This is a genomic window from Arsenicitalea aurantiaca, assembly GCF_003994485.1.
Lineage (GTDB): Bacteria > Pseudomonadota > Alphaproteobacteria > Rhizobiales > Devosiaceae > Arsenicitalea > Arsenicitalea aurantiaca.
This window is the reverse complement of sequence record NZ_RZNJ01000001.1, coordinates 211,063-231,871: the sequence shown is the minus strand read 5'-3', so window position 1 is coordinate 231,871 and position 20,809 is coordinate 211,063. Positions and strand designations below refer to the sequence as shown.

Genomic DNA, 20,809 nt, shown 5'->3' with positions numbered 1-20,809 from the left:
CGAAACCCTCTGCCCCCCGAGGCTTCGGGGAGGGCGATCCTGCAAGGAGCAGCTGACGCCATGCATCCGGCCCGCCCGCTCCGCATTCTCGCCGTTGCTTCGCCCGGCACGCGCTGGGCGGAACTGCAGGTCGTCGCCGCGGGCTTCGAAAATGCCGAGATCTGCTTTGCCTCAGCCGGAACCCCAGAAATCCTCGGGGTCACCGCGCGCTATCGCCGCTTCCGCGATTTCTCGCTCTACAGCCTCTGGAACCTGCCCGTCTGCGCCGCCCAGCTCATCGGCACCGCCCTTTCCATGCGCCCCGATATCGTGGTTTCCACCGGCGCCGCACCCGGGCTCATCGCAATGATCGTCGGCCGGCTGGTTGGCGCCCGCTGCATCTGGGTGGAGAGCCTCACCTCGGTCGATGACCTCAGCCTTTCGGGCAAGCTCGCCGGGTTCTTCGCCAATGACTGGCTGACCCAATGGCCTCATCTCTCCCGGCCGCGCGGGCCCCATTACAAGGGAGCGGTGCTGTGATCGTCCTTGCCATCGGCAATCGTGCGCCCTTCAACCGCCTGGTGCGGGCCGTCGACCTCTGGGCCGCCCGACATCCGGAAGCCGAGCTCTTCGCGCAGATCGGCCCGGACGGGGCAGAGCCCGCGCATATGGCCTTCACCCGCCGCCTCACCAAAGCCGAGCTCGATGCGAGGATCGCTTCCGCGCGCCTCCTCGTCACCCATGTCGAGATCGACTTCCTTTTGACCGCACTGGCCCGGGCCGTGCCGGTCATCGTCCTGCCGCGCCTCCCCATCCTCGGGGAGGATCGGGGTGCGGTGCAGGGCGCGCTCGCCGAACGGCTGATGGGGTATGACCTCGTGCGCGTCGCACGCAACGAGGCCCATCTGACCGAGATGCTCGATGCGCCCCTGCCCCAGGCGGCCGGCCGCAGCAACGCCCTGTCGCCCGCTGTCGAGCTCCAGCACGCCATGGGCGACATCGCCAACACCAATATCGCGCGCCGCCATGCAGCAGAGTGAGCCGCTTGCCGGCGCCACGCGCCTGCGCGCCGGCCGGCGCGGCTTCCGCCGCCTCGAGGACGGTAATCTGGTTGCGAGCCTCATGCTCCTTGCGGCCGATTTCTGCATCGTGCTCCTGGCCGGGCTCGTGGCCGACATGCTCTGGCACCTCGTCGTGCATGGCTATGCGCTCTCGCTCCACGGCCTGCGCAATGCGCTGAGCGCGGCGCTGATCTTCAGCCTCCTCCAGGCCGTGGGCGGGCAGTATGCCGCCTCCTGGGTGCTCGGGCGCGCGCCGGCGCAATCGAACCTCTCGCGCGACTGGCTCGCCACGATGGCGATCGTCCTCATCGCGAGCTTTCTTGCCCAGGACACCTCCGAGCTCTCGCGCGGGGCGCTGATCGTCTTTGCGGGCCTTGGCTGGCTGATGCTGGTGGGCGCCCGCCCGGTGATCGTGCTGCTCCTCGCCCAGGCGGTCAAGACCCGCCGCTTCGAGACGCGCCGGATCGTGCTCGTGGGGGATCCGGGAGAACTCGAGCACTACTACATGCGCCAGAAGCTCTGGCGCAAAGGCATCTCGATTGCCGGCGCCATGTTCGTCGACCTCGGCCGTCCCGATGTCGGCCTCGGCTTCTGGGACGCCGAGGAGCAGCGCGAGATCCCGCTCGACCGCCCCGATGCCATCCTGCGCCATCTGCGCCAGATGGAGCCCGACGATATCCTGCTCGCCCTCCCCTGGTCGGCGTCAGACGCCATCGACGCGCTGCTCCACCAGTTCAGCCCGCTACCCGCGGCCATCTACCTCTCGCCCGATCCGGCGCTGAGCCACATCGAATCCAATTTCCTCGGGCAGACCAGCCTCAGCCAGGCAATGGTCGACCGCGAGACCGGCCTCTCGGGCATCCAGGTCATCCGCCGTCCTCTCTCGCCCGCCAAGCGGCTCGTCAAGCGCAGCTTCGACCTCCTCGCCGCCGGCACCGGCGTCCTGCTGCTCTCCCCGCTCTTCATCGTGATCGCCATCGCGATCCGGCTCGAAAGTCCGGGCCCCGCCTTCTTCCGGCAGGACCGCCACGGCTTCAACGAGCGCCCCTTCCGCATCTTCAAGTTCCGCTCGATGACGACTGCGCACGAAGCGGGGCCCTTCCGCCAGACCGCGGTGGGCGACGCGCGCATCACCCGGCTCGGCGGCTTCCTGAGGCGATCCAATCTCGACGAGCTGCCACAGCTCTTCAACGTCATCCTCGGACATATGAGCCTCGTCGGCCCCCGCCCCCACGCGCTCGAGCACAACGACGCCTTCATGGCCGAGATCGCGAGCTATGCCCGGCGCCACCACGTCAAGCCCGGCATCACCGGCTGGGCGCAGGTCAACGGCCTGCGCGGCGCCGCCGACACCGAGGCCAAGATGGCCATGCGCGTCGCCCATGACCTGCACTACATCAACAACTGGTCGCTCTGGCTCGACGTCAAGATCATCCTGCTGACCGTCTTCTCGCGAAAGGCCTTCGCAAATGCCTATTGATGCGCGGGCTCCCGCAGCGCCGATCTCGGTCGTCATGCCCGTCCGCAACGGCGCCCGCCATATCGCCGAAGCCGTCCGGAGCGCCCTCGCCCAGGGCAGCTATCTGGGCGAGTTGATCGTCGTCGACGACGGCTCGACCGACGAGACCCCCGCCATCCTCGAAGGCCTTGCCGATCCGCGCCTCATCGTCATGGCAACCGATCCGGCGCTGGGCAGCGGGGTCGCGGCGGCCCGCAATTCGGGCCTCGCCGCCGCGACGGGAGAATGGATCCTCTTTTTCGACGCCGACGACCGGCTCGTGCCCGGCGCCCTCGAAAGCCTCCTCGCCCTCGCCGCCCGCCGGCCCGACGCCGTCGCGGTCTATGGCGACTACACCCGCATCGATCCCGACGGGCGCCCCCTCGGCCGCCGCGGTCTCCTGCGTGCCCGCACCAAGCCGAGCGGGGACATCCTCCCGCGCCTGATGGCAGGCAACTTCTTTGTAAATGGCGGCATCATGCTGATCCGCACCGAAACGATGAAGGCCCTCGGCGGCTTCCGGCTCGGCCTCCGCCATGCCGAGGACTGGCATGCCTGGTGCCGGCTCGCCGCCACCGGCCCCATCCATTACGGCACCGGCCTCACCGTGCTCGAATACCGCATCCATCCGGCCTCGGTCACGATGCAGAAGGCCATGGCGCTCTCCGATTTCGCCCCGGCGCTCGAGGCCATCCACGCCGATCCGCTGCTGATGGAACGCTTCGACAGCGACACCCGCGCGGCCCTGCGCCGCGACGCCGAAGCGCAATTGCGCACCTATATCGCCTGCCAGGCCGTCCGCGCCCGGCGCCCCGCCGATGCCCTGCGCCTCCTCTCCGAGGCGATCGGCGCCCATCCCCGCCGCGCTCCGCGCATTCTTGCGGTCTCGGCCGCCGCGGCCTTCGGCCTTTAGGAGCTGCCGATGCAAAGCGAACCCGCCATCCGCGTCGTCGTCTGCCTCCCCACCTTCCGGCGGCCCGATCACCTCGCCCTCACCCTCGCCTCGCTCGAGCGCCAGACCGCTGCGTTTCCCTTCGCCGTCGTCGTCGTCGACAACGATGCCGAGCGTGCCGAAGGCGCCGCCCTCACCCGCGACGTTCTTGCCAATGGCCCGCTTACGGGCGAAGCCCTCGTCGAGCCGCGCCAGGGCCATTGCCACGCCGTCAACACCGTCTTCGGCTTCGCCCGTAGCCGCTACCCAGCGGCCGAGCATTTCGTGATGCTCGACGATGACGAGATCGCAGAACCCGGCTGGCTCGCCTCGATCGTAAAAACCGCCGAGCGTAGTGGCGCCGACCTCGTCGGCGGCCCGGTCCTTCGCGTCTTCGAAGGCGCCCCGGTTCCGCCCCGGCGCTTCCAAATCCACCCGGTCTTCCTTTCGCTCGCGGGGGAGACCGGGCCAGTTCCGGTCATCTACGGCTCGGGCAATTTCCTCGTCCGCCGCCGCGTCTTCGAGGGCCTCGACAGCGCCGATTTCGATCTCCTGTTCAACTTCATGGGGGGTGGCGACATGGAATTCTTCCGTCGCTGCCGGCAGGCCGGCTTCAGCTTTTACTGGGACAGCGCCGCCATCGTCTACGAAACCGTTCCCGCCGCCCGCATGCAGGATCGCTGGCTGATGCGCCGCAGCCTCCATATCGGGGCGATCAACCATACCGCCGACTTGAAACACGCCGACGGCCCGCTCGCCCGGGCGGCGCTCCTCGGCAAGGCCCTCGCCGTCCTGCCGCTCGGGCTCTGGCGTGGTGCGGTCGCGCTTGTGCGCACGCGCGAGCCGCTCGTTGCGAGCCACCCTGTCCTCGTTGCTTTCGGGCGTTTCCTCGCCGCCTTCGGCTTCCGGCCGGCCGCCTACAAGGCGAGCCCGGCTCCCGCCGCCTCGCCGGCCCATTAACCCTCTCCGGAGCCGAAGGATGCGGGCTTCTTCCCCCTGAGTTAGGCTCGGATTTACCGCCCCTTAACCATCGCAGGCCCGCCATGAGCACAGGCACGACATCGGTCCAAACCGGTCCCGCCACACCGTCTGGTTCGGGCGGCATCGCCCGCATCAGGAGCGCCATCGCCAACAGGCTCTCGGCCGGGCTCCATGCGCGCCACCGCGCCTATGGGCTCGTGCGCGATCTCGACATACCGCTCGAAACCCCGCGCGCGCGCATTCCCATCTCGATCCGCCCCCTCGAGCCCGCCGACATCCCGGTGCTCTTCTCGCTCGACCAGCCCGGCCTCGACCAGAAGGAGCGGCTCGAGATCATCTGGCGGCAGAAATTCCTCGAAAGCGGCTTCCCGGGCTGCTTCGTCGCGATCGACGAGCGCGCGGGCACGCCCTGCTACTTCCAATGGCTTCTCGGCGCTGCCGAAAACGACCGCCTCGCTCCGCTCAAGCAGTTCCCCGCCCTCGGGCGCAATGAGGCCCTGCTCGAAAACGCCTATACCCCCATCGCCTACCGCGCCAAGGGCATCATGCCGGCCGCCATGGCCATGATCGCCGAGCGCGCGCGCGATTTCGGCGCCAGCCGTGTCATCACCTTCGTGGGCGAGGAGAACATGCCCTCGATGAAGGGATGCCGGAAGGCAGGCTTTGCCCCCTATCTCCTGCGCGAGCAGACGAGTTTCGGCTTCGGTACGTTCCGCGCCGTCCGCTTCACCCCGCTCGCGGCGGACGATCCGCGGCGCGAATTCAACTTCTGAGCGCGCCGCGGCGCCTGAGCGCCGTCTTCACATGCCATTTGGCCTCGCGCAGCCGCTGCCAGGCTCGCGTACGGCGCAGGCGCTCCCGCGTCTCGGCGAGCGTCTGATAGATCCGTCCTCGCGCCGTCGTCGCGAACCGCACCCGATAGAGCGCGATCGCCGTCTCGCACTGGCCCACCTTATAGGCCTCGTCCCCAACCCCAAGATCGTAGAAGTCGAAGCCCTCCTCGAGGAGCCTCTCGAGCAGCAGAAAGTTGAGCAGCCGGCTCGGGCCGAAGCGCGACCATTGTCCGTCATCAAACCCGAGCATCATCGCATAGAGCCTGCGGCCAAGAACGAGGTTCCAGGAGGTGGCGGCGATCTCCCCACCGATCTCGAGCGCTGCGAAATGGAGGAGCCCCGCTTCCGCCAGCGCCTCGGTCCCCTCCTCGAAGAAGGCCCGCTTTTCGGGTTCGGCGTGAAACCCGCCGAGCTTGGTCTCATCGAAACGGCGCTGCTTGTGCGCAATCGCAGCTTTTATGAACCGCGTCCGCTCCGCCTCCGTCTCGGCGATGACGAGCCGCAATCCGGCCTCACGCTCGAGCTTGCGAATGACGCGTTGGGTGGTCTTGACCTGGCTCTGGCGCGCCATCACCGCCGCCCGTCCTGCCCTCAGGTCATTGCCGTGCCCGTCCTCCTCGTCGCGCACGGCGCCGAGCAGGCAGAGCGGATTGATCCGCCCGTTGATCGTCTCGGGCATCTTCTCGAGCGTCACGAAATCATGGGGCGGCAATCGGGCCGCAATCGCCTGCCAGAGCGCGCGCGCCCGCTCCGGGCTCCACGCGCCGGCACGTGCATCGAGCGCTGGGCCATTATAGTCCGAAACGTCGAAATCGGCGAAGCCGAGGACCCTGAACGGCCCCACCGGCCAGCTGGCAAGCGCGAGAAAGAGGAGCGGCGCGCCGCTCTCGTCCCGCACCGACACGAAATGGAGGCGTCGCCCGTCCACCCGCCCCATGGTGCGCGCAAGGAGCGCGAGATAGGGCGCGAGCTGAAAGACGTGGCAATCCGCCTCCCCGGCCCGGCGCGGCCAGTCCGCTGGCAGTTCTGCCGTATCGGAGACAATTGAGACGTCGAAGCGTTCCGCTGGGCCGATCGCATTCATGTCGCACCTTCTTGGGCCCGCGCGCGATCGGCCTTTGTCAGAAAAACCAGCACGACCAGCGAGGCGACCACCAGCGCCACCTCGGTGGCGTAGAAGGCCCCGAACGCGCCGGCGAGCCCAAACTGCCAGGTCAGGACCGCGATCAGCCCCGCGCCGATCATATTGGCGGAATTCAGGATCCACGCCCTTACTCTTTGATTGCCCGAGGCGCCGAGCGTGTCGAGGGCAACCGCATAGGCCGCGAACAGGATCACCCCCCAGCAGAGCACCCGAACGATCGAAACCAGCGAAACGTACTCGGCGCCAAAGAGCAGCGGCAGGATCGGCGCGCAGATGAAGATGGCTAGGGCCGCCAGCACCGCGATCCCGACTGCGGCAAGGAGCACGTTTCGCGCCCGCCTGCTGATCTTGTGCAGCCCCGCCACGCTCGCCGCCGCCGATCCCGGATAGATCAGCCTGTTGAGCGCCTCGACCGAAAGATACGAGCTGTCGAGGATGCGCCGCGCAATGCCGTAGCTGCCGGTGACCTCCGGGCTCGTCACCATGGCGATGACCAGCAGATCGGTGTTCTGCCGGAGCGTGCGGAAGATGAACTGCGTCGCAAACAGGATCCCCGTCCAGATCTCGTCGCGCACGATCCGCCATTGCGGCGCGCCGAGCTGCCGGAGCGCGAAGAGCGCAACGAGGGTCACGAGCACATGGCAGGCGAAATACCAGACCGCCCAGTCCGCCACCCGCTCCACCCCGAAGACGAGACAGGCGAGAAGCGCCGCAGCCGTCCGCGCAAACGCGTAGAAGACCTCGAGCCCATTCGCCGGCGCAAAGCGCGAATGAGCGATGAAGGCCTGTGTCGCGATGAAGATCACCTTGTGCAGGATGAGGTTGGACGCGAGCAGCAGAAGGTATCCGCCATGATTGACGAGCGGGTCCGCCGAGAGCGGCAGCACGATCGGCAGGACGACGAGACCGATGAGCAGGAGCGGCAGGCCCGTGCCCCCGATCAGGATCAGATTGTGCCCCAGCATGGCCGGGTAGATCGACCGGTCCCGCGCGACGCGCCGCACGAGGCACTCCTGCGCGCCGAGCCCCACGATCGGCACCGCGATCGTCGTGATCGCGGTGATCACCACATAAAGCCCGAACTGGTCGGGCCCGAGCTGGCTCGCGAGGGTCGCGAACGTCACGAGCTGCGCCGCCGCCGCCGCGAGCAGGCTCCCCCCCGACGCCATGTAGCTGATCCCGAGCGGCACGAGCCCGCGCACGCCCGCCACTCGTCCTGCCACGTCGTCTCCCGAACCTTGTACGAAAACCGCTGCCCTCCTTTTCGCATGCTTCGGCCCGCCGCGCCCGCCCTTGCTTACCGAGCGGTTAACGCGCGCCCCGGCCTTAACCAAAACCTGCGTTTGCCACGACACCGCCGCGTCCCCGATGCTATGGGTAAGGACCAGTTAACCTTTGGGCACCCTCGGGATGAGCGAGACCACTCTTGGAGCGCCGCACGCCGCCCTGCCCGCCTCGCGGGCGGGGATCGGCATCGTCGGTCCGCTGCTCTTCCTGCTCGCCTTCAGCTATTACTGGATCACCACCGAACCCTTCATGGATCGCGCTGCGGCGAGCTTTGGCGACCCTTCCGCGGGCGCGTCGAACCTCCTCAACCAGCTCCTCGGCATCGGGCTTTTCGGCCTCGTCATGCTGACCGCGCTCCGCAGCGAAGCGCGCTCGAGCCTCCTGCGGCCGCGCGTCCTCCTCGGGCTCCTCATCGCCTGGTTCCTTGTCACCGCGCTCGTCGCCGACTATCCGGCCCTCGCCTTCCGGCGCGTGGTGCTGATCACGATGACGCTCGGCACCGCCAGCGCCTTCCTTCTCCTGCCCCGCACCCAGGGGGAGTTCGCGCGGCTTCTCGGCCTCTTCATGCTCGCCATATTGGGGCTCTGCTATTTCGGCGTCATCGCGCTGCCGCACCTCGCCATCCACCAGATGGCGGACGTTTCAGAACAGGCTCTCGCCGGCGCCTGGCGCGGCCACTTCCTCCACAAGAACGACGCCTCGTCGGCGATGATCATCGCGATCTTCGCCGGCCTCTTCTGCATGGGGCGCTGGTCGCGCTTCTGGGGCGGGGTGATCGTCGCGGGCGCGGCGCTCTTTCTGTTCGAGGCCGGCTCCAAGACGACGCTGGGGCTCCTGCCCCTCATCCTTCTCATCGCCTTCGTCTTCGAGCGCATCCGCGTCCTGCGGTTCCCCATCGTCTTCGGGGGCGTCCTCGCCTTCAACGGCATCGTCGTCGGCGCGGCGCTCTATCGCCCGCTCACCCAGTTCGTCGCGAGCCTCGGGATCGACGCGACCTTCACCGACCGCCGCGACATCTGGGGCCTCGCGCTCTCGGCAATCTCCGAGCGGCCATGGACCGGCTATGGCTTCCAGAGCTTCTGGCAGACCGAATCCCTCGTCTATTCGGGCGGCGACATCGAGACCTGGGCGATCAACGCCTCCCACGCGCACAATGGCTATATCGAGATCTGGCTCGCCGCCGGCCTGCCCGCCCTCCTGCTCGCCCTCGCCTTCCTGCTCTGGCAGCCCATGATGGATGCTGGCCGCGCCTTTTCGCGCCGCACCGATCCGGCGATGACCCGGCTCTTCTTGCGCATCTGGCTCTATTGCATCTTCTCGGCCGTGCTCGAAAGCAGCTTCTTCACCAATTCCGGCCCCGTCTGGTTCGCGATGCTCGTTGCGATCTTCGGGCTCGGGCACCTCGCCCGGACGCGCCTTGCCGACGCGCCCGACCCTTCCAAAAGGTCACGCCTTGCCTGAACTCCACTCCTCCCTCGACGCCCTCGCCCGCAAGGTGACCCACCGGCTGATCTGGCACTCCCCCGGCCCGCGCATCGATGTGCGGCCGGCGCGCCCCATCGTCACCTTCACCTTCGACGACGTCCCCGATACAGCGCTCACCGCCGGCGCCACCATTCTCGAACGCCATGGCGTGCGCGGCACCTTCTATATCGCCGGCGGCCTTGCGGGCACCACCGAGCCCGGGCGCCGTCTCATCGGGGCCGATCAGGTTGGCGAGCTCGCCGACCGCGGCCACGAGCTCGGCTGCCACACCTTCTCCCACCCCTGGGTGCGCCGGCTCGACAAGCCCACGCTCTTTGCCGATCTCGACCGCAACGCCGCCTTCCACGCCGAGCACGCCCCCGGGGTTACGCTCAAGAATTTCGCCTATCCCTACAACGCCCCCAAGCTCGGCATCCGCGGCGAGATGATGGCCCGCTACCGCACCTGCCGGGGCGGCGTGCCCGCCATCAATCGCGGCAAGACCGATCCCGCCTTTCTGCGCTCCATCGAAATCCGCCCGCCCGACGCCTATGCGCGCACGTTGACGCGCTGGATCGACGACGTCGCAGCAGAGCCGGGCTGGCTGATCTTCTTCACCCACGACATTTCCGATACCCCCACCCCGTTCGGCTGCATGCCCGATACGCTCGACATGCTCGTCGGCCACGCCCTCGAAAAGGGCTGCGAGGTCCTCACCCTCGATGCCGCGCTCGACCGCATGGCCGTGCCGGAGCGCAACAGGTGAGCCGGCGCATCGCCAATCGCGCCCTCGCCATCTGCTCGGGCGGCGGGCACTGGGTCGAGCTGCGCCGCATCGCGCCGGCCCTCGCCGGCCGCGAGATCGTCTGGGCCAGCGTCTACGCCGATTATGCCGGCGACATCGCGCCCGATCGCTTCCACGTTCTGCCCGACGTCACCCGCTTCAACAAGCGCGACATCCCCGCCCTCGCCCTCGCCGTTGCGCGCGTGCTCCTTGCCGAGCGCCCCGCGCTCATCGTCACCACCGGCGCCTTTCCGGGGCTGATGGCGCTGATCCTCGGCAAACTGCTCCTCGGGGCCCGCACCGTCTGGATCGATTCCATCGCCAATTTCGGCAAGCTCTCCACCTCGGGGCGTCTCGCGCGCCCCTTTGCCGATCTCCACCTCACCCAGTGGGAACATCTCGAGACCCCATCGGGCCCGCGCCATCTGGGGGCGGTGCTGTGATCTTTCTCACCGTCGGCTCGGTGCTGCCCTTCGAGCGCCTCGTTGCCGCCGTCGACGACTGGGCCGGCCGCCACCCCGAAACCGAGATCTTCGCCCAGACCAAGGGCGGCCGCTACACGCCCCGCCACATGGCCCATGCCGAGATCCTCTCGCCTGCCGAATTCGCCCGGCGCCTCGACGCCGCAGAGCTCATCATCGCCCATGCCGGCATGGGCAGCGCCATCATGGCGGCCGAACGCGCCAAGCCGGTGATCCTCTTTCCGCGCCGCGCCGCGCTGCGCGAACACACGACCGACCATCAGCTCGATACGGTGAAATTCCTCGAAGGCCGCCCCGGCATCCACGTCGCGACCGATCCCGAAACCCTCGATCGCGCCATTGCCGAAGCCCGCAAAGGCGGCGGGGGCGAACGCCTCTCCAGCGCCGCCCCCCCGACCTTCATCGCAAACTTGCGCGCCGCCATCGCCGCGCTCGACTAATCGCCGGCTCAGGCCGGGCCCGGCGGCGTCGCCCGCGTCGGGATCAGCGTCGAAGCCGGTCCGCCCGTCCGCGCCAGCCGCTGCGCAGCGCCGGTCGCAGGCTTTGCTGCCCGTGGCGCATCCTCGATCTGGCGCGCCGTGCGGCTTGCGATCCGATAGTCCCGCCAGAAACCTAAGACGAGCGCTAGCCCGACGCCCGCCATCCCGCCCCCGAGGATCCCTGCCGCGAGAAGGATCACCCGGCGCGGCGGAAAGCTCCGCTCCCGCGGCAGCACCGGCGGGGTGATCATCCGGATATTGGTCGTGTCGAGCTCCTGGCGCTCCGCGATCTCGCGGGCACGCACCAGCGACGCCTCATAGACGCTCGCCTGCGCCTCGCGCTCGCGTTCGAGCTCGCGCAGTGCCACGAGGTCGTCATTGTTGGCAAACACCGCCCCGCGCTGCGTCTCCGCTTCGCGCTGTACCCGCAGGAGCGCCGCTTCGGCCTGTTCGAGATCGGTCCGTGCCGCGCTCACGATCCGCGCCAGCTCCGCATCGACCTGCCCCTGGATCGCAGCGATCTGCGGCCCGAGCGCCGCGACGCTCGGATGGCGCGGCCCGAACCGCACATTGAGCGTCACCGCCTCCGCCTCGAGGCTCGCCTGCTGCGCCCTCAGCGCCGCAATGGTGGGGGAAGCCAGTGCTTCGCTGCTCGAGGCGCCCGTCGCCCCGAGCTGCCTTAATTCGTCATAGCGCGTTTGCGCGGCGATCACCGCGCTCTGGGCCGCCACCATGCCGGTATTGATCTGGTCGAGCACCTGGCGGCTTTCGAGCTCGGTGCCGGTCTGCGTCGTGCTGATGCCGCGCTCGCGCTTGAACGCCTCGACCCGTTCGGCCGCGACCTGCACCGCCGCCCGCAGATCGTCGAGCCGCGCGACGAGCGATTCCCCCACCCGCCCCGCGCTCTGCGCCTCGGCCCGCGCCACCTCCTGCTGGAAGGCCTCGACGATGGCATTGGCCACGAGCACCGATTTTTCGGGCGTCTCGGTCCGCACCCCGAGCGTCACCACATAGCTGCGCTCCTCCCGGTGCACAGAAACGCGCTCCCCGAGGTTCCTGAGCGCGATCACCTCTGGTGCGATCGCCGGGCCGTCCTCGGCCCCGCCGCCCAGGAGCCCCGAAAGGCTGAAGCCCGGCCGCGTCGGCACGAATTCCTCGTCGCCGGTGAGCGAAAGGCTCTCGATCACCTGGGCCAGCACATTGCCCGAGACCAGCACCCGCATCTTGCTCTCGATGTCGAGCAGCTGGCTGTCGCGCTGCCCGCGCGGCTCGAAGACGTCGCGGCTCACCACCTGCAGGTTCGAGGGGTCGATCAGAATGTCCGCATAGGCGGTGTAGCGGGGCTTGACCACCATCGGCACGATGAAGGCCGCAAGCAGGCCGAGCGCCACCATGACAAGGATCCAGCCGATCCCGCCCGTCACCCAGCCAATTACCCGCCAGAGATCGATCGGGCCCATCAGCCGGAAAGCCGCGGCGGGGCCCGAAAGCCCGGGGTCGCGGCGCTGGGCCGGCCCGGCCGCCGGTGCCTGTGGCGCGCGCGCTTCGCTTCTCGTATCGGTGGTGAACATGGCCTCGTCTCCAGCGCAGGAAGCGGCGCCGCTGACGCTCCGCTCCTGCCCTGTTTATACCGTCCATCCGCCCGCCGCGCCCGTCCCTTGGTAACTTTTGGTTAACCGCGACGCGCCCGTCCCGGCCTTGCGCGGCCCATGGGAAATTATGGCACGAATTTGCCTTTCGCGCGTTCGGTCCTTAGACAGGGCTCAATCAAGACGAAATCAAAGCAGGAGTGAACGCGATCCATGTGTGGGATTTGCGGCGAATTGACCTTTGACGGGTCGCCGGTAAAAGAATCGATCATCACCGCCATGAATGATGTCATGGCGCCCCGCGGACCCGACGCCGACGGCGTTACTTTGAAAGGGCGCGTGGGGTTCGGGCATAGACGGCTCAAGATCATTGATCTCTCCGACAAGGCCGCCCAGCCCATGGCCGATGCTGCGCTCGGGCTGACCATCGTCTTCAATGGCTGCATCTACAATTACAAGGACCTGCGCGCCGAGCTCGAGGGGCTGGGCTACAGCTTCTTCTCCACCGGCGACACCGAGGTGATCCTCAAGGCCTATCACGCCTGGGGCACCGATTGCGTCACCCGCTTCCTCGGCATGTTCGCCTTCGCGATCTATGAGGAACAGAGCGGCCGCCTCGTCGTCGCGCGCGATCGGTTCGGCATCAAGCCGCTCTATTTCGCCGAGACGCCGAACTCGATCCGCTTCTCCTCCTCCCTCCCGGCGCTTTTGAAGACCCCCGGCATCGACACCTCGATCGACCGCGTGGCGCTCGCCCATTACATGAGCTTCCATGCCGTGGTGCCGCCCCCGCGCACCATGATCGCCGGCATCTCCAAGGTGCCGCCCGCCACCGTCCGGGTCATCGAGCCCGACGGCAAGGTGACCGACACGCGCTACTGGCGCCCCGATTTCGCCCGCCGGGCCGACGAGGCGCACCTGACCTTCGAGGATTGGCGAGACCGCGTGCTCGACATGCTGCGCACCGCGGTGCGCCGCCGCATGATCGCCGATGTGCCGGTGGGCGTGCTGCTTTCGGGTGGCGTCGATTCCTCGGTCATCGTCGGGCTCCTGGCCGAAATGGGCCAGAAGGATCTGATGACCTTCTCGGTCGGCTTCGAGGATGCCAATGGCGAGACCGGCAACGAGTTCGTCTATTCGGACCTCATCGCCAAGCATTACGACACGGTCCATCACAAGATCTTCGTGCCGTCCTCGGAGCTGATGGACGCCCTTCCCGGCACCATCGCCGCGATGAGCGAACCCATGGTCTCCTACGACAATGTGGGCTTCTACCTCCTCTCGCGCGAGGTCTCCAAGCACATCAAGGTCGTCCAGTCCGGCCAGGGCGCGGACGAGGTCTTCGCCGGCTATCACTGGTACCCGCCCATGGCGACCTCGACCGATCCGGTCGCCGATTATGCGCGCGTCTTCTTTGATCGCGACAACGCCACGCTCCGCCGCCACCTCGCCCCGCAATGGCATACCAATCGCGACGAGGCGCTGAGCTTCGTTGCCGCGAACTTTGCCGAGGACGGTGCCGAAGAGGCCGTCGACAAGGCGCTCCGGCTCGATACCAACGTCATGCTGGTCGATGATCCGGTCAAGCGCGTCGACAATGCCACCATGGCCTGGGGGCTCGAGGCGCGCGTGCCGTTCCTCGACCACGAACTCGTCGAGCTCGCCGCCCGCATTCCCGCCCAGCACAAGCTCGCCCATGGCGGCAAGGGCGTCCTCAAGGAGGCCGCCCGCAAGGTGATCCCGAGCGAGGTGATCGACAGGAAGAAGGGCTATTTCCCCGTCCCGGCGCTCAAATATCTCGATGGCCCCTATCTCGACATGGTCCGCGATGCGCTGACGAGCCAGGCCGCCCGCGAGCGTGGGCTCTTCCAAAAGGATTATCTCGACACCCTCTTTGCCGATCCCAAGAGCCACATCACCCCGCTCCAGGGGTCCGAGCTCTGGCAGGTGGGCCTTCTCGAAATGTGGCTGCAGACCCACGGGGCCGGCAAATGAGTGACCGGGTGTCGACGCGCGGACGCCGCGAGGCGCACGCCCACCGTCTCGAGCGCATGCGGCGGCAGGGGCCGAAACCCCTCTCCACCGCCGGGCTCGGCCATGCGCCCATGACCGAACCGACCCCCAATGCCGTGCTCGATTGCGGCTGGGGGCGGCTCCTGTTCGGCCAGACCTTCCAAAGCCCCGAGGCGCTGGCCGATGCCCTGCGCGCCGAGGCCCCCGACCGCCGCGACGTCGCCTTCTACATCCGCGATCCCCATGTCGCGGTCGCCGCCGCGCCCCAGGAGATCTTCCTTGATCCCTCGCACACCTACCGGCTCGACCTCTCGACCTATCGGCCCGGCCGGCGGCGCATCAGCGGGTTTTTCGTGCGGCGCCTCTCCTCGGAAACCGATGCGACCGAGGTCAACCGCATCTATGCCGCGCGCGGCATGGTGACGGTGAAACCCGAATTCTTCTGGTCGCGCCGCGACAGCCGCGCCATCACCGTCTTCGTTGCCGAGGACGAGCGCACCGGCGCCATCATCGGCACGGCGATGGGTGTCGACCACGTCCGCGCCTTCGAGGATCCCGAACTCGGGGCCTCGCTCTGGTGCCTTGCGGTCGATCCGCAGACCGAGCATCCCGGCATCGGGGAGGCGCTCGTTCGCCGCATCGCCGAGCATTTCGCGAGCCGCGGCGCCGCGACCCTCGATCTCTCCGTGCTCCACGACAACGAGCACGCCATCGCGCTTTACGAAAAGCTCGGCTTCCGCCGCGTGCCGCTCTACACGGTCAAGCGCAAGAACCCCATCAACGAAAAGCTCTTCACCGGTCCCGCCGCCGAGTTCGACGCGCTCAACCCCTATGCGCGCCTCCTCGTCGACGAAGCCTGGCGCCGCGGCATCATGGTCGATGTGACCGACGCCGAGGGCGGCTTCTTCCGCCTCACCAATGGCGGCCGCTCCATCCTCTGCCGGGAGAGCCTCACCGAACTGACGAGCGCCGTCGCCATGTCGATCTGTGACGACAAGGCAGTCACCCGGCGCGTGGTCGAGCGCGCGGGCGTCATCGTCCCCACCCAGATCGAGGCCGGCGACCGGCAGGCGCTCGAGGCCTTCCTCGCCGAGCACGGCTCGGTCGTCGTCAAGCCCGCTCGCGGCGAGCAGGGCCGCGGCGTCGCCGTAGGCCTCACAACTCTCGAGGAAATCGACCGCGCCATCGCCACGGCCCGCGAAGTCTCCGACCGGGTGATCATCGAGGAGCAGGCCGAGGGCGAGGACCTCCGGCTGGTCATCATCAATTTCGAGCTCGTCGCCGCCGCCCTCCGCCGGCCCGCCCGCATCGTGGGCAATGGTACCGACACCATCCGCACGCTGATCGCCCGCCAGAGCCGCCGCCGCGCCGCGGCCACCGGCGGGGAGAGCACCATCCCGCTCGACGCCGAAACCGAGCGCTGCGTCGGGAAATCCGGCTTCGGCCTCGATGACGTGGCGCCGGCCGGCATCGAGATCGCCGTGCGCTCGACGGCGAACCTGCATACCGGCGGCACGCTTCACGACGTCACCGCCACCGTCCATCCCGCTCTCGTCGATGCCGCAATCCGCGCCGCCCGCGCCATCGACATCCCCGTGGTCGGTATCGACTTCATGGTGCCCGACCCGCATGGGTCCGACTATGCGTTCATCGAAGCCAACGAGCGGCCGGGCCTCGCCAATCACGAGCCCCAGCCGACCGCGGAGCGCTTCATCGACCTGCTCTTTCCCAACACCGCCGCGCGCAGCTGAACCTCAGCCCAGCGCGGCGATCAGGGCCCTGGCGGCATCGGGGTTGGCCGGCTTGAAGCCGGAGATGAAATAGACGAACACGTCGCGGGGGCCGGCTTCGGCCCCCTCCGGCGCAATCGCCTCGAACCCATCGGGCACACGGCCCTCCGCATAGGCCCGCACCCGCTCCGCCCAACGGGAAACTTCGTCCGCGTCATACCCGCCCGGCACCTCCTCGCGCGCGCCCATGATGCGCAGATAGACGAAATCGGCCGTGAGGTCGGGGATCAGCGGATAGTCGCTGTCCCCCGCCACTACCAGCCCCACCCCGTGCCGGCGCATAAGCGCGATCGCCTCGGGCACCGCGAAGCTCGGATGGCGCGCCTCCACCACATGGCGCAGCGCGATCCCCTCCACCGATTTCGGCAGCAGCTTGAGGAACGCCTCGAAATCCTCCGCGTCGAATTGCTTGGTCGCCGCCAATTGCCAGTTGATCGGCCCGAGCCGATCCTCGAGTTTCACGATCCCCCCATTGACGAACCGCTCGATCGACTCCCCTGCTTCCGCCAGCACCTTGCGATTGGTCGCATAGCGCGGGCCCTTGAGCGAAAAGACGAACCCCTCGGGCGTCTCCTCGCGCCATTTGGCAAAGCTCTCCGGCTTCTGCGACCCGTAGAACGTGCCGTTGATCTCGATGCTGGTGAGCGCCCGGCTCGCATATTCGAGCTCGCGCTTCTGCGTCAGGTCCTCGGGATAAAACCGCCCGCGCCAGGGTGCGAAGGTCCAGCCGCCCACCCCGACCCGTATCGTGCCCGCCATCGCATCCTCCTGCCATCGTCGCCCGAGCCTATCATGCCCGCCCATCGTCTCCAGCCGATTCCTGCCGCCCCGCATTGGACCCATCGCGATCATCGGCTAAAGGATCGGCAGACCGGCCCTGCGGGGCCCTTCGCCTCGGAGCCCGGAAGCTGTCCCAGTTCGCCCCATCGCCGCTCGCCGGCACCCCGCTCAACGAGCCGACCTATGTGCGCGTCAAGCGCGCCATCGTGCGCGATCTCTTCTCACGCGCCTTCAACCCCGGCACGCATCTGACCATCGAATTGCTGACCAGCCGCTACGGGGTCAGCCACATGCCCGTGCGCGAGGCGCTGCGCCAGCTCGAGGGCGAGGGCGTCGTCGCCTCCCACGCCCACAAGGGCTTCCGCATCGCGGAGATCACCACGCGCTACATCCGCAACGTCTACGACATCCGCATCGGCATCGAATCCCTGCTTGCCCGCCGGGCGGTCGAACAGGGCACCGACGCCGATGTCGAAGCCCTCGCCGCCCTCCACGCCCGCTTCCTGTCCGATCTCGACGCCCCCGACCGCCTCGCCGCCACCGAGACCAATGTGCGCTTCCATTCCGCGCTCTATGCCATTGCCGGCAATCCCGAGGCGCTCCACGCGCTCGAGGGGCGAACCCTCGTCGTGCGCACCTTCGGGTCCGATCTCTCGGGCTATCGCGATGCCGACCGCCCCCTCGTCGCCGCCGAGCACCAGGCGATCATGGACGCCCTCATCGCCCGCGATCCGGGCGCCTGCAGCGAAGCCGTCTACGCCCACGTCACCGCCGCCCGCGAGCGCCTCGTCGAACGCATGCTCGCCCAAGGCCTCGCCGCCCCCGCCTGACCTCTTCACGCCCTAGCGCATGAAGCCGAGCGGCAGGGTGAAGCTCCATTCGCTGCGCCCCGCCTCGGGCGGGATCGGGGGAAAGGGCGCCGCGCGTTGGACCGTCGCGATGGCTGCGACGTCGAGCGCGGCATTGCCCGAGCTCTGCGCGAGCCCGACGCCCAGCACCTGTCCGCCCGCGCCGACCGTGAAGCGCACCTGCGCCTCCCCGGTCGCCCCCCGCGCGGCCGAGGGGTAGCGGAGCGCCCGGCGCAGCGCCGTCACGACGCGCCCCGGATAATTCGAAACCGCGGCATTGCCTGCCCCGCCCCCGCTGCCGGCCCGGGCACTCGCCGCCGTTCCCGATGCACTGCCGGTTTCGATGCCGCGCCGCGCGTCGGCCGCCGCCGCGCCCCCCGCGCCCGCCGGCGCCCTTTGCGCCGCCCGCTCGGTCGGCCGCTCGGGTGTGCGCTCCCGCGCCGGGGCAGGCTCTGCCACCCGCGCCCTCTCGCGCAGGCCTGCCGGCATGGTCCGCGGCACGGCCGCGCTATCGTCCGGGGCCTCAGCCTCGAGCACCTGGCGCTCCGGCGGATCGGCCTTGAGCACTTGGCCGGCATCCCCCTCCGCCATCAGCACGGCGAGACTGTCGGGATCGATCGGATCGGCGCTTGCAGCGTCAATGGCGGCTCGGGTCTCTGCCTCGGCCCTTACCGGCTCGGCGACCGCACGTGGCGTCGGCGCGGCAGATACCGGCTCGACCGGCAGCGCCCGATCCTCTAGCGGATCGCCTTTCGGGGTTTCGGACGCGAGCATTTCGGGCCCGCCCGCGATCACCGCATCCTCGAAGGCGCTCCCCAAAAGCGCGATCTCGCCCCCGCCGCCCCCGGCAATTTCGACGCTCGGCGCATCGGGCAGGAAGGCCGCGGCAAGCCCCGCATGGAGCCCGACCGAAACAACGAGCGCCGGAAGCCAGAGCCGCCGCCTCATCGCGCCGGCCGTTCGGTGACGAGCACGATCCCGGTGATCCCCGCCGCCCGCAGCGCCCCCAGACTATCGATCAGCGCCTCGGCCGGCAGCGCGCGGTCCGCGCCGATCCTGAGGCTTTCGCCTTCGCGGGGCTGATAGCGCGCAACAAAATCCTCCATGCGTGTCGGAACGCCTTGCCAGCTGAGCCCGCCCTCGGCGTCGATCTGGAGCGCGACGTTCGGGGGCGCCTGCGGGGCATCGGTCGAAACCGCGAGCGTCACTCCGGGCGCGCTCGGCGGCGCGATGGTTCCGGCGACCAGAAAGAAGATCAGCATCAGAAAAACGACATTGATGAGCGCGATCGCCGTTTCCTGGGGTCGGCGGGCCTCGGGCCGCGGCAGTTTCATCGCCCTCTCCTAGCGCGCCAGCGTGATCGGCAGCGCAGTCGCCCGTCGCAGCGTCTCGAGCCCGTCGACCAGCGTTTGCGTCGAGACGGCGCTGCGCGGCAGCAGCACCGCCCCTGTCGCCCCGAGCCCGGCGAGCCGCGCGAACTCGGGCGCAAGCTCTGCATCCCCGACGGTCTGCCCGTTGAGCGTCCAGCCCCCCGCCGCATCGAGCTGCACGATGATGCCCATCGCCTCGGCGCCCGCTGCCATTCCCGCACGCCCGCCCGAGACCGGAATTTCCGCATAGCGCGAGAAGGTCGAGGTCAGCATGAAAAAGAGCAGGAGGAGGAAGATGACGTCGATCAGCGAGGTCAGCGACAAGGGCCGCCGCCGCCGTCGCACCGTCTCAATGCGCATGGGCAAAATCTCCGGCGACGATCGGTGCAGTCCGCGTCCCTGCCATCCGGCCCGACCGCTCATCGGAATGGGCCGGCAGGTTCTGCCACTCGGTCACGATCGCCTCGAGCGCTACCCGTTCATTGTCCACCCGCGTTTCAAGCAGCGTCAGCACCACCGAAACCGGCATCGCGACCCCGAGCCCCACCGCCGTCGTCAAAAGCGCCACCCAGATTCCGCCCGCAAGCACCGAAGGGTCGATCGCGGCCCCCGCCCCCTGCATCGCCTGGAAGGCCTCGATCATGCCGAGCACGGTTCCGAAAAGCCCGAGCAGCGGGGAGATCTGCGCGATGGCGTCGAGCGCCCGAAACCCCTTCTGCAGCTCATGGAGCCGCCCCGTGGCGATCCGCGCCATTTCGCTCTCGACGCGCGCGGGCTCCGCGCCCTCGAGCCGCAGCGCCATGCCCTGGGCGAGCGCCGCGCCGACGCTCGACCGGTCGCGCTGCGCCGCGCCCAGCGCCTCGCCGCGCCGTCCTGCCCGCCAGAGTTCGAGCGCCTCCCGCGCCCGCCCCCAGCGGCCGACGCCCGCGCCCACAAACTGCACGAGCTTGATGAGGATGAGCGCCACCGCAATGACGGAAAGCGCGATCAGGAGCGCGACGACCGGACCGCCAAGGGCGAGGATCGCCGTCAGCTGCACGAAAAGCTCGGACCCGAAGCTGCTCATCTCAAAGCCCGAACGCAATGCCGGAACGGCTTTCGGCAACGAGACCCCCGAGGCACGCCCCCGCATCGGCCGGCCCCTCGCAGCGCTCCACGTCGTTGATCAGCACCCGCCCGATCCCCGCGCATTCGGTGCCGGCGAGGGTGAACTGCATCACCTTGGTGCGTCCGGCGTCGAGCGCGCCGAAATCGAGCACCACCATGCGCGTCACGAGCCCTTCGGGGCTAAAGAGAACCATCTCGAAGCCGGTCCGCGCGATGTCCTCGGCGAGCCCGTTATGCCCCACAAACGTCGCGCGGCACCCCGCCTCGATGGGCTCGAGCCCGTTGAGGTCGAGCGTCAACCGTCCTTCGGCGCCGATTGCCGGCCCCAGGGAGACGAGCCCGGCCATCATCACGAGCCCCAGTGCACATACGCTTCTCATCGCCGACCC

General features: G+C 68.6%; 22 protein-coding genes. 13 read left to right on the top strand and 9 right to left on the bottom strand.

All coding sequences use genetic code 11. The annotated features are described in order from the left end of the window. Positions 1 to 60: 60 nt before the first annotated feature. The 6 genes from EMQ25_RS01135 to EMQ25_RS01110 all read left to right on the top strand — a co-directional run bounded on the left by EMQ25_RS01135 (position 61) and on the right by EMQ25_RS01110 (position 5,223). Positions 61 to 519, top strand: coding sequence for a glycosyltransferase family protein (locus EMQ25_RS01135; protein ID WP_158625905.1), 459 nt, complete (start codon positions 61 to 63; stop codon positions 517 to 519). Further along, on the top strand, positions 516 to 1,019 hold the full coding sequence (locus EMQ25_RS01130; protein WP_127186716.1) for a hypothetical protein: 504 nt from the start codon (positions 516 to 518) through the stop codon (positions 1,017 to 1,019). The genes EMQ25_RS01135 and EMQ25_RS01130 overlap by 4 nt, the downstream gene beginning before the upstream one ends. Beyond that, positions 1,006 to 2,520 carry an exopolysaccharide biosynthesis polyprenyl glycosylphosphotransferase gene (locus EMQ25_RS01125; protein ID WP_158625904.1) on the top strand — a complete coding sequence of 505 codons (1,515 nt, stop codon included), beginning with the start codon at positions 1,006 to 1,008 and terminating at the stop codon, positions 2,518 to 2,520. The genes EMQ25_RS01130 and EMQ25_RS01125 overlap by 14 nt, the downstream gene beginning before the upstream one ends. Further along, positions 2,510 to 3,451 carry a glycosyltransferase gene (locus EMQ25_RS01120; protein WP_127186714.1) on the top strand — a complete coding sequence of 314 codons (942 nt, stop codon included), beginning with the start codon at positions 2,510 to 2,512 and terminating at the stop codon, positions 3,449 to 3,451. Before EMQ25_RS01125 ends, EMQ25_RS01120 begins: the two co-directional genes overlap by 11 nt. A 9-nt stretch (positions 3,452 to 3,460) precedes the next feature. Then, entirely contained in the window at positions 3,461 to 4,429 is a 969-nt protein-coding gene (locus EMQ25_RS01115) for a glycosyltransferase family 2 protein (protein ID WP_127186713.1), read from the top strand. Positions 4,430 to 4,512: 83 nt separating this feature from the next. Next, positions 4,513 to 5,223 carry a GNAT family N-acetyltransferase gene (locus tag EMQ25_RS01110; protein ID WP_127186712.1) on the top strand — a complete coding sequence of 237 codons (711 nt, stop codon included), beginning with the start codon at positions 4,513 to 4,515 and terminating at the stop codon, positions 5,221 to 5,223. Here EMQ25_RS01110 and EMQ25_RS01105 read toward each other — a convergent pair. Both EMQ25_RS01105 and EMQ25_RS01100 read right to left on the bottom strand, forming a co-directional pair. Continuing rightward, positions 5,213 to 6,367 (bottom strand): GNAT family N-acetyltransferase, encoded by a 1,155-nt coding sequence (locus EMQ25_RS01105; protein WP_127186711.1) that lies wholly within the window; start codon positions 6,365 to 6,367, stop codon positions 5,213 to 5,215. The genes EMQ25_RS01110 and EMQ25_RS01105 overlap by 11 nt on opposite strands. Continuing rightward, positions 6,364 to 7,650 carry a lipopolysaccharide biosynthesis protein gene (locus EMQ25_RS01100; protein WP_244606424.1) on the bottom strand — a complete coding sequence of 429 codons (1,287 nt, stop codon included), beginning with the start codon at positions 7,648 to 7,650 and terminating at the stop codon, positions 6,364 to 6,366. The genes EMQ25_RS01105 and EMQ25_RS01100 overlap by 4 nt, the downstream gene beginning before the upstream one ends. 187 nt (positions 7,651 to 7,837) lie before the next feature. Between EMQ25_RS01100 and EMQ25_RS01095 the strand changes: the two genes are divergently transcribed. From EMQ25_RS01095 to EMQ25_RS01080, 4 genes are read left to right on the top strand one after another with little or no spacing between them, the layout of a single operon-like run. Then, entirely contained in the window at positions 7,838 to 9,175 is a 1,338-nt protein-coding gene (locus tag EMQ25_RS01095; protein ID WP_127186710.1) for an O-antigen ligase family protein, read from the top strand. Continuing rightward, positions 9,168 to 9,944: a polysaccharide deacetylase family protein gene (locus EMQ25_RS01090; protein ID WP_127186709.1), complete on the top strand. Its 777-nt coding sequence runs from the start codon at positions 9,168 to 9,170 to the stop codon at positions 9,942 to 9,944. The genes EMQ25_RS01095 and EMQ25_RS01090 overlap by 8 nt, the downstream gene beginning before the upstream one ends. Continuing rightward, positions 9,941 to 10,405, top strand: coding sequence for a glycosyltransferase family protein (locus tag EMQ25_RS01085; RefSeq protein ID WP_127186708.1), 465 nt, complete (start codon positions 9,941 to 9,943; stop codon positions 10,403 to 10,405). The genes EMQ25_RS01090 and EMQ25_RS01085 overlap by 4 nt, the downstream gene beginning before the upstream one ends. Next, complete coding sequence (locus EMQ25_RS01080) at positions 10,402 to 10,884, top strand: glycosyltransferase (protein ID WP_158625903.1); 483 nt, start codon at positions 10,402 to 10,404, stop codon at positions 10,882 to 10,884. Before EMQ25_RS01085 ends, EMQ25_RS01080 begins: the two co-directional genes overlap by 4 nt. Before the next feature lie 8 nt (positions 10,885 to 10,892). On the opposite strand, the gene EMQ25_RS01075 is transcribed toward EMQ25_RS01080, so the two are convergent. Then, complete coding sequence (locus tag EMQ25_RS01075; RefSeq protein ID WP_127186706.1) at positions 10,893 to 12,494, bottom strand: GumC family protein; 1,602 nt, start codon at positions 12,492 to 12,494, stop codon at positions 10,893 to 10,895. Positions 12,495 to 12,725: 231 nt separating this feature from the next. Here EMQ25_RS01075 and EMQ25_RS01070 point away from each other — a divergent pair, with 231 nt between their 5' ends. Then, positions 12,726 to 14,507: an N-acetylglutaminylglutamine amidotransferase gene (locus EMQ25_RS01070; RefSeq protein ID WP_127186705.1), complete on the top strand. Its 1,782-nt coding sequence runs from the start codon at positions 12,726 to 12,728 to the stop codon at positions 14,505 to 14,507. Then, positions 14,504 to 16,276 (top strand): N-acetylglutaminylglutamine synthetase, encoded by a 1,773-nt coding sequence (ngg, locus tag EMQ25_RS01065; RefSeq protein WP_127186704.1) that lies wholly within the window; start codon positions 14,504 to 14,506, stop codon positions 16,274 to 16,276. Before EMQ25_RS01070 ends, ngg begins: the two co-directional genes overlap by 4 nt. 3 nt (positions 16,277 to 16,279) lie before the next feature. Here ngg and EMQ25_RS01060 read toward each other — a convergent pair whose 3' ends face one another. After that, positions 16,280 to 17,074: a DUF72 domain-containing protein gene (locus tag EMQ25_RS01060; RefSeq protein ID WP_127186703.1), complete on the bottom strand. Its 795-nt coding sequence runs from the start codon at positions 17,072 to 17,074 to the stop codon at positions 16,280 to 16,282. 206 nt (positions 17,075 to 17,280) lie between these two features. On the opposite strand from EMQ25_RS01060, the gene EMQ25_RS01055 reads away from it, so the two are divergent. After that, the gene (locus tag EMQ25_RS01055; protein WP_127186702.1) at positions 17,281 to 17,925 is read left to right on the top strand and encodes a GntR family transcriptional regulator; all 645 of its coding nucleotides are present in this window, start codon (positions 17,281 to 17,283) and stop codon (positions 17,923 to 17,925) included. A gap of 12 nt (positions 17,926 to 17,937) precedes the next feature. Here the strand turns inward: EMQ25_RS01055 and EMQ25_RS01050 are convergent, their stop codons facing one another. From EMQ25_RS01050 to EMQ25_RS01030, 5 genes are read right to left on the bottom strand one after another with little or no spacing between them, the layout of a single operon-like run. Next, positions 17,938 to 18,891: an energy transducer TonB family protein gene (locus EMQ25_RS01050; protein WP_127186701.1), complete on the bottom strand. Its 954-nt coding sequence runs from the start codon at positions 18,889 to 18,891 to the stop codon at positions 17,938 to 17,940. Further along, complete coding sequence (locus EMQ25_RS01045) at positions 18,888 to 19,277, bottom strand: ExbD/TolR family protein (RefSeq protein ID WP_127186700.1); 390 nt, start codon at positions 19,275 to 19,277, stop codon at positions 18,888 to 18,890. The genes EMQ25_RS01050 and EMQ25_RS01045 overlap by 4 nt, the downstream gene beginning before the upstream one ends. A 9-nt stretch (positions 19,278 to 19,286) precedes the next feature. After that, the gene (locus tag EMQ25_RS01040) at positions 19,287 to 19,673 is read right to left on the bottom strand and encodes an ExbD/TolR family protein (RefSeq protein ID WP_127186699.1); all 387 of its coding nucleotides are present in this window, start codon (positions 19,671 to 19,673) and stop codon (positions 19,287 to 19,289) included. Then, entirely contained in the window at positions 19,663 to 20,379 is a 717-nt protein-coding gene (locus tag EMQ25_RS01035; RefSeq protein WP_127186698.1) for a MotA/TolQ/ExbB proton channel family protein, read from the bottom strand. Before EMQ25_RS01035 ends, EMQ25_RS01040 begins: the two co-directional genes overlap by 11 nt. A 1-nt stretch (position 20,380) precedes the next feature. Further along, the gene (locus EMQ25_RS01030; protein ID WP_127186697.1) at positions 20,381 to 20,800 is read right to left on the bottom strand and encodes a hypothetical protein; all 420 of its coding nucleotides are present in this window, start codon (positions 20,798 to 20,800) and stop codon (positions 20,381 to 20,383) included. Positions 20,801 to 20,809 lie beyond the last annotated feature (9 nt).

Bases quoted from the DNA above. Each gene is read 5' to 3' on its own strand.
- EMQ25_RS01060 (WP_127186703.1), bottom strand. From the start codon at position 17,074: ATGGCGGGCACGATACGGGTCGGGGTGGGCGGCTGGACCTTCGCACCC.
- EMQ25_RS01035 (WP_127186698.1), bottom strand. From the start codon at position 20,379: ATGAGCAGCTTCGGGTCCGAGCTTTTCGTGCAGCTGACGGCGATCCTC.
- ngg (WP_127186704.1), top strand. From the start codon at position 14,504: ATGAGTGACCGGGTGTCGACGCGCGGACGCCGCGAGGCGCACGCCCAC.
- EMQ25_RS01125 (WP_158625904.1), top strand. From the start codon at position 1,006: ATGCAGCAGAGTGAGCCGCTTGCCGGCGCCACGCGCCTGCGCGCCGGC.
- EMQ25_RS01070 (WP_127186705.1), top strand. From the start codon at position 12,726: ATGTGTGGGATTTGCGGCGAATTGACCTTTGACGGGTCGCCGGTAAAA.
- EMQ25_RS01120 (WP_127186714.1), top strand. From the start codon at position 2,510: ATGCCTATTGATGCGCGGGCTCCCGCAGCGCCGATCTCGGTCGTCATG.
- EMQ25_RS01105 (WP_127186711.1), bottom strand. From the start codon at position 6,367: ATGAATGCGATCGGCCCAGCGGAACGCTTCGACGTCTCAATTGTCTCC.
- EMQ25_RS01135 (WP_158625905.1), top strand. From the start codon at position 61: ATGCATCCGGCCCGCCCGCTCCGCATTCTCGCCGTTGCTTCGCCCGGC.
- EMQ25_RS01030 (WP_127186697.1), bottom strand. From the start codon at position 20,800: ATGAGAAGCGTATGTGCACTGGGGCTCGTGATGATGGCCGGGCTCGTC.
- EMQ25_RS01095 (WP_127186710.1), top strand. From the start codon at position 7,838: ATGAGCGAGACCACTCTTGGAGCGCCGCACGCCGCCCTGCCCGCCTCG.
- EMQ25_RS01045 (WP_127186700.1), bottom strand. From the start codon at position 19,277: ATGAAACTGCCGCGGCCCGAGGCCCGCCGACCCCAGGAAACGGCGATC.
- EMQ25_RS01115 (WP_127186713.1), top strand. From the start codon at position 3,461: ATGCAAAGCGAACCCGCCATCCGCGTCGTCGTCTGCCTCCCCACCTTC.
- EMQ25_RS01050 (WP_127186701.1), bottom strand. From the start codon at position 18,891: ATGAGGCGGCGGCTCTGGCTTCCGGCGCTCGTTGTTTCGGTCGGGCTC.
- EMQ25_RS01075 (WP_127186706.1), bottom strand. From the start codon at position 12,494: ATGTTCACCACCGATACGAGAAGCGAAGCGCGCGCGCCACAGGCACCG.
- EMQ25_RS01110 (WP_127186712.1), top strand. From the start codon at position 4,513: ATGAGCACAGGCACGACATCGGTCCAAACCGGTCCCGCCACACCGTCT.
- EMQ25_RS01040 (WP_127186699.1), bottom strand. From the start codon at position 19,673: ATGCGCATTGAGACGGTGCGACGGCGGCGGCGGCCCTTGTCGCTGACC.